The following is a 15,039-nucleotide window of genomic DNA, read 5'->3' as shown; positions in this document are numbered from 1 at the left end:
GTCCGTCTCCTGCCGTGCGGGGGTCGTCAGGGAAGAAGACCGCCGCCGCCGCGGAAACTCATCGGTCTCCCGCGAACTTCCGGAGGAAGTCGGGGATGTCCTCACGGGTCGGGTGGTTCGGCAGGGGTGCCGGTTCGTCCTGGAGGAAGGCGTCGATGACGGCGGCGGCCCGCCGGTCGTTGTCGTCGAGGCCGTTCCACATGTGGTGGCCGACGCCGGGCATGTACTGGGTGCGTCGGATGCCGGGGGTGTCGGCGAGGATCGCGGTCGCCCACTCCCGGAGCTGGGAGGAGCACTCGGCGATCATCAGCATCGCGGGGGTCCGGGAGCGCCTCAACCGCGGGGCGATGGAGGGCGAGTCCTTGATCGTCTGCTGGACGCGGAGGCTCGCGGCGGGGCTGAAGGAGAAGGTGCGCGCGGTGTCCTCCTCGGGGATGCGGTGGGCGTCGCGGGCGCAGTAGGCGGAGGCGGTGTCGCTGCCGAGGTCGGCGGCGGTGAACGCGTTGACCCCCTCGGCCTGGCCCACCAGGGCGCTGTCAGGGCCGAGGAGTCCGAGCCGCATCAGTGCGAACGCGGTGGCGTAGCGCGGAAGTCGCGTCGAGCGTGGTCCGGCCACGGGCGGTGCGGTGTCGCGCGCGGACGGCAGGCCCCGGTGCCCGGTGAGGCGCGCGGTGGAGCCGTCCATCGGGCCGGGCTCGGCGATGACGGCCCGGTGGACGCGCGGGGCGACGTCCGGGTCGGCCAGGGCCCTGGTGAGTACGACGGCGCCCGAGGAGAATCCCAGGACGTCGACGCCGCCCTTGTCCAGCCGGCCGATGAAGGCGTCGAGGTCGCGGACCGACCTGGAGATCGTGTACTGGTCCATGGGGAGCAGATCGCTCCGTCCGCCACCTGCCTGCTCGTAGGCGTACACGTCGTAGCCCTGGCCGGCCAGCAGTCGCAGGAACCGGTGGTCGAGCGTGGAGATGCCGCGCACGGGTCCGCCGTGGAGGTACACGAGCGGCACGGGGTGCCGGGCGGCGGAGTTGGCGGGCGGGTGGTGGTAGACCGCGACCCGGCTGCCCGTGGTCAGGGTCCAGTGCTGCGCGGTCACGAACGGAAGGGCCGACGGCACGCGTCGCGCCGTGGGCACGGTCGGGACGCAGACGGACGCCGTCAGCGCCGCCGCGACGACCACGGGCAGGAACGGTACGCACCGTGCCCGCCAGGCGCGGCGGCGACCGCGCCACAGGGCGGCGGCGACCGCGACGGCGAGGGTGGCCGCCCATGCGAGGAGACCCGAGCCCGCCCCGTTCGTGAGGACGATCAGCGCCAGGAAGACGCCCACCAGAGCCACGACGGCGGCCACTGCCGCGAGCGCGCGACGGGTGACGCGGACGGCCGTGCGTAACGCGGTGGGGCGTGAGGCGGAGTGCGGGGCGGGCGATGGCATGGGTGTCCCCCGGGAGGTTCGGAACGATGTCGAAAGAGTTTCAGAACGCTGTTTCAAAACGATGTTATCAGCGCCGGTAGGCTGACCCCGTGGGTAGGCCGAGAACGAATGACGCCGCGGTCAGAGAGCGGCTTGTGGCATGCGCGACCGAGATGTTCGCCACCCGTCCGCGGGAGTCGGTCACCGTACGCGCCCTGGCCGCCGCCGCCGGGACGTCGACGGCGGCGGTGTACACGCTGTTCGACGGCAAGGACGCGCTGGTCGGCGAGGTGCGCGACCGGGCGGTCGCCGGCCTGTTCCGGGACCTGTCGGCGGTACCGACCTCCGACGACGTGCTCGCCGACCTCTACGCCCTGGCCGCCGCGTACCGGCGCTGGGGGGCCGAACACCGCCACCTCTACACGGTCTTGTTCGGCGGCGCGCAGTCCTTCGACCCGTCGGGGGCGATCGGCACCCGCGACCCCGTACGGCCGCTGGTCGCCGCGATCGACCGCGCGGTGGCGGACTCCGTCCTCGACGGCGAGGCGCCCCTGATCGCCGTCTCGCTGTGGGTGACCCTGCACGGGCTGGTCACGCTCGAACTCGCCGGAGCCCTGGACGCCGCCACGGCCGAGAGCGCCTTCGCGTCGACGGTACGGGCGGCGCTGCGCGGCTGGGCGACCCCCGAGGTGTTCGGCCGACTCCGGCGTGGCGACGGCGTGCGGTGAGGCCGGCCGACGCCACGGCGGCCCGGGGCCGAGTCCAAGGCCGGGTCCGAGTCCGGGGCGGGGTCCGAGTCCGGGCCCGTGTCCGTATCCCACTGACGATGATGCGAGAGGCGAGGGAGAGTCGATGACGTTCGAAGAGGGCCTGCGGGTGAAGCTGGCCGGGGACACCAGGCTGACGGATTCCATGGAGGTGTCGGGGCTCGTCGTCGGGTTCCTGTCCCTGGCGGCGGACACCGAGGGGACCGTCGAACGGGTGGTCGAGCACCGGGAGGAGAGCGAGGGTGTCCGCGAGTACGAGCGGCTCAAGTCGCTGCTCGACTCCTTCGGCGGCCAGATGCCCGCGGAGAGCAGGAAGCAGCTCGAAGAGAAGGTCGGCTCCCTGGAGCCCGAGTGGGTCGCCTTCCAGGAACGGGGCCCCCGGGTGACGGTGCGCGTCCGCTTCGACAACGGATTCATCCTCGACGAGGCGGACGCGGCCGTCTTCACCCCTGTCTGAGCCGCGGCGACTCCCTTCCCGAGCCGGCCCGAACACCCCGTGAGCGACCTGCGAACGACCCCGTGAACGACCCTGTGAGCAACCGATGACCCGAGATCTCCACAACGTCCGATACGCCTCGGCGGGACCCGCCCCGACGTCGACCCCGCTGACCGAAGACGAGGAGCGCCGCGCGCGGACGACCCTGTTCCACGAGCTCGGCGGCACGATCTCCGAACAGGGCTGGGTCCGTTTCCCCGCCCACTCGCCCGAGGAGCGCCGCCGTCTCGTGGACGTCGCGCGGCGCCTCGGCGCCCACTGGGGCCGGGAGGTGTTCGTCGAGGCCGAGGACCAGTGCGCGATGAGGCTGTACGTCGCCGGGTACGGGGCTGTCACCTCCCGGCAGTCGGACGCCTGACCGGCCCCCTCCACCTGGCGCCCGTGCCGGACCGCCCGCAGCATCGGATCATGGCCGACAGTGGCAAGTGGGCGGGGTCGGCGGGACGGGAGACCGCGGCCCGGCACCTGCGCCGGGGCGTGGACGTCGTCCAGGACGTGAGCCGGCGCGGTGCCGAACTGCCCTGGCGGACGCTCGTGGCCGCGCTCGTCGTCCTCGCGGTGGTCTGCGGGGCCGGGATCAGCCTGTACCTCGACGAGCGCGACACCCGACAGCAGACGGTCGTCATCGGCCCCGAGCAGGCCCCGGACCGCTTCGACGTCGACGCCGACATCCAGCTCACCGACCCCACCCTGCACCAGATCACCCTGCGGCTCACCGTCACCCCCGTCGGCCGCTACGAGGGACCCGACGGCTACCCGACCCAGCCCCTCACCCTCCACACGAACACCACCGGGCAACAGGCCCTCACCTTCGCCCCGGGCAGCGGGCTGTGGATGCGCGACATCGACCTCCCGCTCGAAGGCGGCACCTCGTCGGACTATCCCTTCGACCGCTACGCCGCCGAGTTCGCCTTCGCCGCGACGATCGGCGACTCGACCGAGCGGGTACCGATCGTGCTGTGGTTCCACGACAGCGACCCGTACTTCACCTACAAGCCGGGCGCGGGCTCGTACCGGGGCCAGTCGGTCCACCTGCTCAGCGAGGTGAAGCGCTCGCGCAGCACGTTCATCCTCGCCTGGTTCATGATCGCCGCCATGTGGGCCGTCGCCCTCGCGATCGTCACCGCCTGTTGGCTCGTCGTCGGTCAGCGCCGCGGCCTGCTCTGGCCCGCCCTCGGCTGGATGGCCGCCAGCCTCTTCGCCCTCGTCGGCCTGCGCAACGCCGCCCCCGGGTCGCCCCCCAACGGCTGCCTGCTCGACTACCTCGCCTTCTACTGGGCCGAGGCCCTCATCGTCCTCAGCCTCACCGTTCTCGTGTTCCACGGCATCCGCATCGAGCACCACCACGGGGGCCCCGTCTCCGAAGGCCGAGGGAACGGGGCGACGAGGCGCACCCGCTCACCGCGCACGCGCGCCGTCCCGACCGGCCACCGGCGCCGCCGCCGCTCCTGAGCCGTCGGGCGGCCGGGGCGCCGGCGCGGGTCGGTTGTCGTGGCCGACCTGGACGACCGGCCGCGAGTCGCAGCACCCCGTCCGTCGGGCGGGTCACCGTCCTCGACGATGCCGTCCTCGGGCCGGCCGAGAGGGACGGGCGGTCCGTGAGCGTGTACCGGCACTCGTACGTGAGGCTGCCGTGGGGACGTCCGGGGCGAGCCGGCCGCGCCGCTCGTGGCGCGTCCACGCGTTCGACCGGGCAGGGCGGGAGCCGAGCGCCGGGGCACGCCTTCGGCGTACGGACGTACGACCGCCCCCGCTCCCGCCGGCCCGACCGCGGCCCCCACCTCGGTGGATGCGGGCGGGGGCGGGATCAGGAAGGAGCCTGGTCGGACCGGTCGGTGTGATCGGTGGGGGCGGTATCGCGGTTCCGGTTGCGGACCGTGGCCCGGATCTTCTTGGCTGTGTACCCGAGCCCCGCCACGAGGAGGGCGGCGACGGCGTTGCCGAGTACATCGTGGCCCAGGAACGCGGAGAGCGTGGACAGGGTCATGGCGGTCTCCCCCGGTGGTGCGGTTGTTGCGGTGACGAGGGAGAGATTCGCCGCGAACGGGAGGCTGCCGGCCGGCCGAGGGACGTCGCGCCTGGTGGGAGGGGGTGTCGGGCTGGACTGCGGGTGGTCATGGCTGGACAGGGTGGTCAAGGGAGGGGTGCGATGTCTCCGAAGAGGGAGATCCCGGAGGGGACGCCGACGGGTGATCTGGCCGTGTTCCTCGTCGGGTTGACGCGGGGTGCGACGGTGCGCGCGCTGGCGGAGCGGTTCGGCCTGAGCAGTTCGACGTGGGGGAACTACCTCAACGGGTCACAACTGATTCCGAGACCGTTGCTGGGCAAGCTCGTCGAGGCGTACACGCCGCCGGGGCCGGCGCGGAACGTGAAGGCGGTCCGGGCGAGCGAGCTGTGGAGCGCGGCGGATCGGGAACGTCGCGTCGGCCCGGCCGTCGTTCATCCGGTGCCCACCGAGCAGCGTGACGAGGCGTTGTGGCAGGTCGTGAAGTACCAGGCCCTGGCGGCGAACGCGGAGAAGCACCTGGCGGAGCTGCGGCCGATGCTCGCGTACACGCAGAGCCGGCTGGACAACGCACGGATGCGGTTGCGGGTGGCGGACGACCGGGAGCGGGAACGGGTCGAACGGCAGCTCGGTCAGGCGAAGGAGCGGCTGGGCCGGGTCCAGGTCCAGCAGGAACGTGCGAGGAACCGCAGGCTGACCGCGGAGGAGCAGCAGCAGTTCTGGACGACGGAGGCGTTGACCGCGCAGCAGGAGATCAACCGCCTGGAACGTGAGGCCCGGAGCCTCGTCATCCCGGTGGGTCCGCCCGACGCGGACGGGCGGTCGCCGAGCGGTGCCGGTGCCGCGGAGGGCGACGACGAAGCGGACGAGACGACCTTCGACATCCGGTTGGAGCACATCGTCGCCGAGGGCTTGGAGGACGAGGCCGTGATCGAGGCCGACATCCGGTTCGAGGCCGATGCCCGCTTCGAGTCCGAGGTCGAAGTCGTCGGAGCCGCTGTCCCGCCCGTGTCCAATGTCCCGTTGGACACGGGCGGTGTCGATGGCGACGGCTCGCGTCCCGCGCGTCAGGCCTTGCCGTACCGGGTGCTCCGCACGATCGGCAGGACGCTGGGTCAACCCCTGGTGAAGGCGCGTCTCCACGTCATCGCCGCTCTCCTGTGCCTGGGGGCGGTCTTCATCATGTACCGGGGGGCCGAGCAGGTGGAGAGCGAGAAAACCTCGTCCGGAGTGGTCGTCGCCACCCTGTTCGGCCTCCCCTTCCTGTACGGGGTCCTCAGGTTCGGCGCGGTGCCCCGGCGGGCGGCCCGGGTCGCGGCCGTCGTCCTGCATCTCGCGTGGGCGGTGGTGTTGCTCCTCGACGCCCTGCCGTGGCCGACGCTCACCCGTCGGTGAGACGGGCGCCGGAACCGGGGCCGCCCGAGCCCCCCGGCGGCGCACCGCCCCGGGCGGCTCGGGGCCGCGCGGCTCAGGACCGCGCGGTCGGCGGCTTCTCGGACGTCGGCGGGTTCTCGAATCCGGCGGCGGCCGCGAGGAAGGCGTCGTTCTCCTCGGGGGAGCCGATCGAGACGCGGGCGCCCTCGCCCGCGAAGGGGCGGATCGCCACGCCCGCCTCCGCGCAGTGGCGCCCGAAGTCCAGGGTCCGTTCGCCGAGCGGGAGCCACACGAAGTTGGCCTCGCTCGGGGTGACGGGCAGGCCCAGGGCTCGCAGGGCCTCGCGTACCCGTTCGCGTTCCCGGGTGGTGGTCTCCACCCGGGCCATCAGCTCGGCCTCGGAGCGGAGTGCGGCGATGGCGGCTGCCTGCGCGACGCCGTTGACGCTGAAGGGGAGGAAGGCCTTGCGGATCGCCTCGATCGTCTCGCGGTGCCCCACCACGTAGCCGATGCGCAGGCCCGCGAGGCCGTAGGCCTTGGAGAAGGTGCGCAGGACCACCACGTTGGGCCGGTCGGTGCGGAGCGCGAGGCCGTCGGGGACCTCCCGGTCTCGAACGTACTCGTGGTAGGCCTCGTCGATGACGACCAGGCAGTCGGCGGGTACCCGATCGAGGAAGGCTTCCAGTGCGGCCGCGTGCACCACGGACCCGGTCGGGTTGTTCGGGTTGCAGACGAAGATCAGGCGGGTCCGGTCGGTGATCGCGGCGGCCATCGCGTCGAGGTCGTGGGCCCCGTCGCGCAGGGGGACCTCGACGGGGGTGGCGCCCGAGAGCCGGGTCAGGATCGGGTAGGCCTCGAACGAGCGCCAGGCGTACATGACTTCGGCGCCGGGCTCGGCGACGGCTTCCAGGAGCATCTGGGAGACGCCGACCGAGCCGCAGCCGACGGCGATCTCGTCCTCGGCGACCTTGAAGCGCGCCGATATCTCGGCGGTCAGCTCGACGCAGTTGTTGTCGGGGTAGCGGTTGACGCCGAGGGCCGCCTCCTCGATGGCCTTGACCACGGCGGGGAGCGGCCCGTACGGCGACTCGTTCGCGGCGAGGGGGTACGAGCGGCCCTCCGCGGAGCGCACCGGCGGACCCGGCTTGAAGTTGACGAGTCGTTCGAGCACCGTGCGGAAGGTGGGGTCGGGCATGCGTGATCTCTCCTTGTGGTGGTCGCCGGCCGGTCGGCGCGTGCCGTCAGCCACGTATGGCCTTGCGGAGCGGCACGTCCGGGTCGACGGCCAGGTCGAGGTCCAGCCGGCCGGCGTCGGTGATGAGGCGGCGGCCCTGCACCAGGTCGCGGGGGCGGTCGACGGTCAGGATGGCCTCCAGCCGGTCCCCGGTCAGCCACAGGACCGTCCAGGCGGCGCTGTCGGGCGAGCCGCGGAAGAGCATCCGTTCCGCCGCCGGGTGGTGGCCCGCGTACTGGACCATCCGTCCGAACTGCTCCGACCAGAAGTAGGGCACGGTGTCGTGGGCGGCGTCGCGGCCCAGGAGCGTCGCGGCGGCGGTCTCGGGGGCGTTGAGGGCGGCGTCCCAGTGCTCGACGAGCAGCCGGCGGTCGTAGCGGTCCGACCACCAGGCGGCGCAGTCGCCGACCGCGACGATCTCGGGGCGGGAGGTCCGGAGCGCGGCGTCGACGAGGACACCGCGCCCGACCTCGATCCCGGAGCCGTGGAGCCAGTCGACGTCGGGGCGTACGCCGATGCCGGTGACGACCACGTCGGCGGCCAGGAACTCCCCGTGGTCGAGGGTCAGTCCGCCGTGGTCGACGGAGGTGACGCGCACGCCGCACCGCAGGTCGATGCCGGCCTCGGCGTACCAACCGGCGGTCAGCGCGCCGAGTTCCGGCCCGAGGGCCTGGGACAGCGGGGCGGCGGCGGCCTCCACGACGGTGACCCGGCAGCCCTTCGCGGCGGCGGCGGTCGCCACCTCGGCGCCGATCCAGCCGGCGCCGACGACGGCCACGCGCGCGCCCTCGACGAGTTCGGTGCGCAGCGCCAGGGCGTCGTCCCGGGTCCGTACGACGTGTTGGGGGCCGTCGCCCGGCAGCCGGACGGGGCTCGCGCCCGTCGCGAGGACCAGGGCGTCGAACTCCAGCGGGCCGCCGGTGGTCTCCAGGATCCCGCCGGGCCGGTCGGCGTGCGGTCGCAGGGCCTCGGCGCGGCGGCCGAGGAGCAGGGTGCAGCGGAGCTTGTCCCAGTCGGTGGGGAAGGCCGTGTCGTCGGTCTCCCCCGTCAGGACGCCCTTCGACAGCGGGGGCCGGTCGTAGGGGGCGTGGGTCTCGGCGCCGACGAGGGTGAGGTCACCCTCGTGGCCCTGGGCGCGCAGCGCTTCGGCGGTGCGCAGGCCGGCGAGACCGCCGCCGACGACGATCACATGGCGCATGGTCGGACCTTCGGTTCTCGGGCGGTGGCGCCGGCGGCCGCGATCACGACCGCCGGGGGTCCCGGCCGGGTGCCCGGCCGGGACGTGGGGTGGGGCGTCGGGTTCACTCGATGCCGAGGGCGTGCGTCATCGGGCGGAGTTTGGCGCAGGTCTCCGCGTACTCGGCCTCGGGATCGGAGTCGGCGACCAGCCCGCATCCCGCGTACAGGGAGGCGGTGGCGCCGTCGAGCAGGGCGGAGCGGATGGCGACCGCGAACTGGCCCTGGCCGGTGCCGTCGGCCCAGCCGACGGCTCCCGCGTACCAGCTGCGGTCGAGTCCCTCGTTGTCGGCGAGCCAGCTCAGGGCCGCCTCGCGGGGGTGACCGCCGAGGGCCGGGGTGGGGTGGAGGCGTTCGACGAAGTCGAGGATGCCGGCCGGGGAGTCCTCGGCGAGCCGGCCGTGGACCTTGGTGGACAGGTGCTGGACGTTGGCGAGCTTGACCACGCGGGGCGGGGTCTCGGCGTCGACGTCGGCGCAGGAGTCGCCGAGCGCGTCGCGGAGCATCTGGACCACCACGTCGTGCTCGTGCTGGATCTTGGCGCTGTCGACCAGCTCGCGTTCGTGGACCTCGTCCTGTTCGGGCGTGGCACCGCGCGGGGTGGTGCCGGCCAGGCCGAGCGCGTGCACGGTGCGGTCCTCGACCCGTACGAGGTACTCGGGGGTGGCGCCGAGGAAGGTGCATCCGTCGTGGTCGACGGCGAAGACGGTGGTGCCGGGGTTGGCCGTACGCAGCCTGCGCACGGCGTCCGGGACGTCGAAGGGCGTGGACGCGGTGACGCGCAACTCGCGGGCCAGGACCACCTTCTCGAACCCGCCGGCGCGGATCCGGCCGGTCGCGCGGCGGACCAGTTCCTTCCAGTCCTCGGCGGCCGGCAGCTCGACGGCGGTGTGGGCGCGGCCGGCCGGGGGGGTGGGCAGGTCCCGGGCGGGCCCGGGTTCCCACAGCAGGCAGGTGTCGGCGAGGGCGGCGAGTTCCTTGGCCCTCTGCTCGGGGTCGTCGTCGGGCGACAGGATCGCGTTGAGGCGCAGTTCGGCGCGGGTGGGGGCCTCGGCGGTGAGGCCCTGGGCGGTCGGGGCCTCGGCGGTCGGGGCCTCGGCGGCGGCGCGGGCGGGCGCCAGGCTGCGGATCTGCAGCGCGGGCACCCACATCAGGGCGTCCGGGAGCCGGCTGCCGCGCGGGTCGGCGGCGGCGAAGGCGAAGCCGCCGATGACGAGGGGGCCTTCGCCCGATGCCGTGGAGCGGTCGGCGGCGCCGCCGCGGACCGGGTCGCGGACGAGTTCCGTCCAGCCGGCCCGGACGGCCGCCACCCGGTCGGCGCCGTGTCCGTCGAGGTCGTGGGCGCTGCCGAAGGCGACGACGGAGCCGCCGTCCCAGGCGGACTGCCACAGCAGCGAGCGCGTCGTGAGGAGCCGGGCCCGCTGCCAGATGTCGACGGCGGAGCCGAGGGACAGGGGCTTGGCCCAACTGGCGAGCGTGGGGCGGCCGGTGTGGCGGGCCCGGTCGGAGGCGAGCCGTAAGGTGGCGAGCAGGCTCTCCAGGTCGCGGTGGTCGAGGGCTCGGTCGTACGGCGCGGGCTCGCCCGGCGCGCCGAGCGGCGGCGTGAGCGGCAGGGTGGCCACCGGGGCGGCGACCGCCGGCGTGATCGCCGGGTCGGCCGCCGGGTCCGTGAGGGGCCGCGGCGCGGTGAGCGAGTCCGGCGACGCGAGGGACTGCGGCGCGGTCAGGGAGGGTGTCGCCATGCTCAGTACACCCCTTCGATGGCGGTCGGGCCGCCTTCGACGGTGAGCGGCTGGACATCGGCCAGGCCGTCCTGGGGGTACTTCGACGTCGGGGTGACGCGGAGCACGGAGTCGCGCTCCAGGGTCCACGGCAGCAGCAGGTCGCGGGAGACGAGGCTGATCCGGGCCTGGCCGCGCTCGCCGTAGCCGACCTGGGCGTCGGTGTTCTCGGGGTCGACGACCGTCACGCGGCTGAACGGGTGGAACGGCACGAAGACGCAGCGTTCCTCGTCGGGTTCGCCGGTGCGGGGACGCTGCGGGGCGATGCCCATCATGGTGTTTCCGTACAGGCCGACGACGGTGGCCTGCGGGAAGAGCTCGTCCTCGAAGACGCTGAGGGTCTCGGGGCTGACGCTGGTGCCGGCCCAGATGATGCCGCGCACCTTGTCCTGGACGAGGTCGAGCAGTTTCTCGTCGGCGGCGATCGCCTCCAGCACCGGCGGGGTGGCGAAGAGCACGGAGACGGGTTGGGTGGCCAGGATGTCGTGGGCCTGCGCCAGGATGTGCTTGACGTAGCGGCCCGCCTCCTCGGCGCGCCCCTGCTTCACGCTGCTCTTGACCCAGCGCGGGTCGAAGTCGATGTAGTGGCAGAAGGTGCCGCGCTGTTGGGCCAGCAGACCGACGGAGCGTCCGACGATGTGCGGTCCGGTGGGGCCGATGTGCAGCCAGTGGCCGTCGCCCTCGCCGGGCATGCCGTGGTCGGCGAGGACCTCGCTGACCCACAGGACGCCGTTGCGGCGGGACCGGGATTCGACGATGCGCTTGGGGCGGCCGGTGGTGCCGCCGCTGTCGAACACCTGGAAGTCCCAGCCCTGCCGGCCGATCCCGGCCGGGACGAGCGCGTCGACGGGTATGTCCCGCCATTCCTCGCTGACGTCGGGGAAGAGGGCGAGGTCCTCCCAGGTCCTGATGTCCGTCAGCGGGTCGAAGTCCAGTGCCCCGGCGCGCTTCACCCAGTACGGGGAGCCGGTCGCGGGAGAGAAGTGCCATTGCATGGCGGCGCGGATGAACTCGTCCGGCGCGAGATCGGCGGTGAAGGGCTCGACGGTGTCGTCCAACATGTTCTTGTCTCCAGGAGGGGGCGGGTCAGACCGAGGCGAGGGAGTGCGCCCGCGTGGGCGCCATCGTCCGGCCGACGGCTTCCACGACGGGCGTGAGCCGGGTCATGACGTCGGCGAACTGTTCACCACTGAGCGCCTGGGCTCCGTCGCACATCGCGTTGCGCGCGTCCGTGTGCACGTCGATGATCAGGCCGTCGGCGCCGCAGGCAGCCGCGGCCAGGGACATCGGCGCGACCAGGTGGGGCTGTCCGGTGCTGTGGCTGGGGTCGACGATCACCGGCAGGTGCGTGAGCCGCTTCGCCTCGGCCACGGCGCTGAGGTCCAGGGTGAACCGGGTGCTGCGGTCGTAGCTGCGGATGCCGCGCTCGCACAGGACGACGTCGCCGTTGCCCACGTGCAGCAGGTACTCGGCCGCGAGCAGCCACTCCTCGATGGTGGCGGACATGCCGCGCTTGAGGAGGACGGGCCGGCCGGAGGCGCCGGCCTCGCGGAGCAGCTCGAAGTTCTGCATGTTGCGGGTGCCGATCTGGAGCATGTCGCTCTCCTCGGCGACGAACTCGACGTCCTTCGGCGTGACCACCTCGGTGACGACGGGGAGGCCGGTGCGCTTGCGCTGCTCCGCGAGGAGGGTCAGTCCCGCGAGTCCCAGCCCCTGGAAGCTGTAGGGGGAAGTACGCGGTTTGAACGCGCCGCCGCGCAGCATGACCGCGCCGCTTCCGACGACGGTGTCGACGGCCGCATTCATCTGCGTCACGTTTTCGACCGCGCACGGGCCGGCGATGACGACGAATTCCGGCCCTCCGAAGACGGCACCTGTGAGGGCACCCACCCGTACGTGGGTATTTTCCGGCCGGAAGACCCTGCTGGTCAGTCGCTGCACGCCCGGGACCACGACGACGCGCTCCACGGCCGGCAGATTTTCGACAATAGAAATCAATTCGGAAGTTCCGGTTCCCTCGCTGATGAGCATTGAGGAATCCATTACCGAACTCTCCATGGCGGACAATCCATGGGCGTGAAGTATTTCCTTCACGGATTCAATCTCTTCACGCGAGCTGTGCGGACGCAATACCACAATCACGATGATGCCTTCCATGGGATCAATCGCCGGGATTTCGCACTTCAGATTGCGGCGAGGCTAGCGCACAGATATTTGGGCGAGCAACCGCCAAAAATGGAGTCCGCTCCTCCGTAACTCGTTTCAGGACAGCGGGCGTTCATGGCCAGAAACGTTCGTAGACAACGGGGTTGGGGCCCACACAAATGGAAGCGTTAAATCCATAAAGAAGTGCCTGGCAGGCTGTAGTCCGACCCCTTCCGCTGTGGTAGAAAGTCATGCCGCGGTGAAGGCGACAGCACACCCGGGACTTCTCCCTTTGGTCACTTAAGCGACATGGCTCACCGCCATTGCCTCGCCGACCGCTGTGCTAGCTTCCGCAATGTTCCCGCGCGAGTGGGAGCCGAGATGTACGCCGCTTGATCAATGGAGTAGATCGTGAAGATGATTGACATTAGTCAGGGCTGGCACGAGGGCATGCCCTCCTACGACGCCCCCTGGTACCCGAAATTCGGGATCCGTCGGGCCATGACCCCGGAGACGGATCCGGCCAAGGGTGGGCGGACATTCTCGGATCTGCAGATATTCCCGCACAACGGGACACACGTGGAGTCGGGCTACCACTTCTTCGAGGACCGCGAGAAGATCGACGAGGTCCCCCTGGAGACCTTCGTCGGCCGCGCGTGCGTGGCCGATCTGTCGCACAAGCGGGATCTGGATCCGGTCACCGGCGAGGACCTGGAGGCGGCGCTGCGCGACGTGTGGCAGCCCGGCGACCGGCTGCTCATCCGCACCGACCACCCGAACCGCTACCTGGGCCGCGAGGACTACTGGGACAAGCCCCCGTACCTCACCCTCTCGTCGGCCGACTGGATGGTCGACAACGGCGCGACCCTCGTCGGGATGGACTGCATCACCGAGCGTCCCGACGACCGCAGCGGCCAGGTGCACCGCCGTCTGCTGGCCGCGGGCATCCCGATCCTGGAGAACATCCAGAGCCTCGACCAGATCACCAACCCGATCGTCCAGTTGATGGCGCTTCCGATCAAGGTCGCCGGTGTGGAGGCCGCCCCGTCGCGTGCCGTGGTCTTCGACGGATGGCAGTTCTGAGGCTCCCGAAGCCCCGAAACAGCCCGCACGCACAGGGAGTTCGCATGACCGGCGGGTCCACGGCCGTCGCCCCCACCGGGGCCGAGGCCGTGGGCTGCCCGCCCCGGGCGATCCGGACGGCCGGTCTCGCCCGGCCCGTACCCGAGGAGTTGGTCTGACATGACGCTCGCCATACCCGTGCTCCGGGACGGACGGGAGCGGACCTCCCGGGACACCCGCGTCCTGAACGGCGTCGACGGCGTCCCGCTCGCCACGGTCCACGAGGCCCCCGCCCTGGTGACGAGGCTGACCGTGAAGGCCATGCGCCAGGCGCCGCGCATGGCACCGGACGAGCGCCTGGCGGTGCTCGCCAAGGCCGGTGCCCTCTTCGGCTCGGCCACGCTGGGCGGGGTGACGCCCGAGGAGTACTGCCGGGTCCAGGCGCTGGCCTCCGGTGTCCCCGTCGACGTGGCCCGGCGGACGCTCGGCCGCATCGGCGACGACTGCGCGCGGCTCGGCGAGGTCGTCGACCGGCAGGCGCCGGTCGGGGCCGGTCGTACCGCCCGGTGGGTACGCCGCGGCTCCGTCTTCGGCGTCGTGGCCCCCAGCAACCACCCGGCCACGCACGGCGCGTGGCTCCAGGCCATCGCCATGGGCTACAAGGTCCTGGTGCGCCCCGGGGCGCGCGACCCGTTCACCCCGCTGCGGCTGGTGCGGGCGCTGCTGGAAGCCGGTCTGGAACCGGGGTGGATCAGTCTGCTGCCCGGCCCCCACGCCGCTGCCGACACGCTGGTGGAGACCGCCGACCTGTCGTTGGTCTACGGCAGCGAGTCCACCGTGGCCCGGCTGCGCGGCAACGACCGGGTACTGGTCCGCGGCCCCGGCCGCAGCAAGATCCTCGTGGACGGTCCGCTCGACGAGGCGACCCTGGACCACCTGGTGGCCGAGATCTCGGCGGACGGCGGCGTGCGCTGCACGAACACCACCGCCGTCCTCACCTCGGGCGATCACCGGGCACTGGCCGAGGCCCTCGCGGAGCGCCTTGCCGGCCTCCCGGCCCACCCGGTCACCGACGACCGGGCGGTCCTGCCCGTACGACCGCGGCGGGAGGGGGAAGGCCTGCGGGCGGCCCTCGACCTGGCCGCGGCGGGCGCGCCGGACCTGGTCGCGCGCCACCACGAGGACGGTCCGCTGCCGCTCGTCGCCGCGGACGCGGTGGCGCTGCGGCCCGCCGTGATGTGCGTGGACCGCTCCGACCATCCGGGGCTGGCGACCGAACTCCCCTTCCCCTGCGTGTGGGTGGCGCCCTGGCGGCGCTCGGAGGGGGTGGGTCCGCTGGACGATTCGCTGGCCCTGACCCTGCTCACCGACGACTCCGCGCTCGTCGCCGAGGCCCTGGAGTCCCCCGGTGTCCGCACCGTGCTGCACGGCAGGGTCCCCGGCTGGTGGAAGGACCCGTTCCTGCCGCACGACGGTTATCTGGGGCAGTTCCTCAAGGAGGCCCGCGGTTTCGCCGCGCCGTCCTGAC

The 15,039-nt window shown here is 72.4% G+C and carries 14 protein-coding genes; 7 read left to right on the top strand and 7 right to left on the bottom strand.

Annotation, left to right across the window (positions count from 1 at the left end; all coding sequences use genetic code 11):
* Positions 1-58: 58 nt before the first annotated feature.
* The gene (locus tag ACFYW3_RS25320) at positions 59-1,432 is read right to left on the bottom strand and encodes an alpha/beta hydrolase (protein WP_389387410.1); all 1,374 of its coding nucleotides are present in this window, start codon (positions 1,430-1,432) and stop codon (positions 59-61) included.
* 89 nt (positions 1,433-1,521) lie between these two features.
* Between ACFYW3_RS25320 and ACFYW3_RS25315 the strand changes: the two genes are divergently transcribed.
* The 4 genes from ACFYW3_RS25315 (at position 1,522) to ACFYW3_RS25300 (ending at position 4,126) form a co-directional block, all read left to right on the top strand.
* Positions 1,522-2,139: a TetR/AcrR family transcriptional regulator gene (locus tag ACFYW3_RS25315; RefSeq protein WP_351756351.1), complete on the top strand. Its 618-nt coding sequence runs from the start codon at positions 1,522-1,524 to the stop codon at positions 2,137-2,139.
* Between the two features lie 124 nt (positions 2,140-2,263).
* Complete coding sequence (locus ACFYW3_RS25310; RefSeq protein WP_389387409.1) at positions 2,264-2,635, top strand: hypothetical protein; 372 nt, start codon at positions 2,264-2,266, stop codon at positions 2,633-2,635.
* 85 nt (positions 2,636-2,720) lie between these two features.
* Entirely contained in the window at positions 2,721-3,032 is a 312-nt protein-coding gene (locus ACFYW3_RS25305) for a hypothetical protein (protein WP_351756345.1), read from the top strand.
* A 50-nt stretch (positions 3,033-3,082) separates the two neighbouring features.
* Entirely contained in the window at positions 3,083-4,126 is a 1,044-nt protein-coding gene (locus ACFYW3_RS25300) for a DUF4436 family protein (RefSeq protein ID WP_351756342.1), read from the top strand.
* A 355-nt stretch (positions 4,127-4,481) separates the two neighbouring features.
* On the opposite strand, the gene ACFYW3_RS25295 is transcribed toward ACFYW3_RS25300, so the two are convergent.
* The gene (locus tag ACFYW3_RS25295) at positions 4,482-4,661 is read right to left on the bottom strand and encodes a hypothetical protein (protein ID WP_351756340.1); all 180 of its coding nucleotides are present in this window, start codon (positions 4,659-4,661) and stop codon (positions 4,482-4,484) included.
* 162 nt (positions 4,662-4,823) lie between these two features.
* Here ACFYW3_RS25295 and ACFYW3_RS25290 point away from each other — a divergent pair, with 162 nt between their 5' ends.
* Positions 4,824-6,074, top strand: a complete 1,251-nt coding sequence (locus tag ACFYW3_RS25290; RefSeq protein WP_389387408.1) for a hypothetical protein — start codon at positions 4,824-4,826, stop codon at positions 6,072-6,074.
* Between the two features lie 73 nt (positions 6,075-6,147).
* On the opposite strand, the gene hisC is transcribed toward ACFYW3_RS25290, so the two are convergent.
* The 5 genes from hisC to aroF form a co-directional block, all read right to left on the bottom strand.
* Complete coding sequence (hisC, locus tag ACFYW3_RS25285; RefSeq protein WP_389387407.1) at positions 6,148-7,248, bottom strand: histidinol-phosphate transaminase; 1,101 nt, start codon at positions 7,246-7,248, stop codon at positions 6,148-6,150.
* 46 nt (positions 7,249-7,294) lie between these two features.
* Positions 7,295-8,485, bottom strand: a complete 1,191-nt coding sequence (locus tag ACFYW3_RS25280; RefSeq protein WP_389387406.1) for an NAD(P)/FAD-dependent oxidoreductase — start codon at positions 8,483-8,485, stop codon at positions 7,295-7,297.
* A gap of 103 nt (positions 8,486-8,588) precedes the next feature.
* Positions 8,589-10,265, bottom strand: a complete 1,677-nt coding sequence (locus tag ACFYW3_RS25275; RefSeq protein ID WP_389387405.1) for an isochorismate synthase MenF — start codon at positions 10,263-10,265, stop codon at positions 8,589-8,591.
* A 2-nt stretch (positions 10,266-10,267) separates the two neighbouring features.
* On the bottom strand, positions 10,268-11,365 hold the full coding sequence (locus ACFYW3_RS25270; RefSeq protein WP_351756326.1) for a phenazine biosynthesis protein: 1,098 nt from the start codon (positions 11,363-11,365) through the stop codon (positions 10,268-10,270).
* A 25-nt stretch (positions 11,366-11,390) separates the two neighbouring features.
* Positions 11,391-12,461, bottom strand: coding sequence for a 3-deoxy-7-phosphoheptulonate synthase (gene aroF, locus ACFYW3_RS25265; RefSeq protein WP_389387404.1), 1,071 nt, complete (start codon positions 12,459-12,461; stop codon positions 11,391-11,393).
* Between the two features lie 405 nt (positions 12,462-12,866).
* On the opposite strand from aroF, the gene ACFYW3_RS25260 reads away from it, so the two are divergent.
* Together ACFYW3_RS25260 and ACFYW3_RS25255 are read left to right on the top strand one after the other, a co-directional pair.
* A complete protein-coding gene (locus ACFYW3_RS25260; protein ID WP_351756466.1) occupies positions 12,867-13,532 on the top strand; it encodes a cyclase family protein in 666 nt (221 codons plus the stop codon).
* 159 nt (positions 13,533-13,691) lie between these two features.
* A complete protein-coding gene (locus tag ACFYW3_RS25255; RefSeq protein WP_351756322.1) occupies positions 13,692-15,038 on the top strand; it encodes an aldehyde dehydrogenase family protein in 1,347 nt (448 codons plus the stop codon).
* Position 15,039 lies beyond the last annotated feature (1 nt).

Source organism: Streptomyces sp. NPDC002602 (genome assembly GCF_042889445.1).
In the GTDB taxonomy this organism is placed as follows: domain Bacteria; phylum Actinomycetota; class Actinomycetes; order Streptomycetales; family Streptomycetaceae; genus Streptomyces.
Note: the sequence above shows the minus strand (reverse complement) of the source record. Positions and strands in the feature narration are given on the sequence as shown.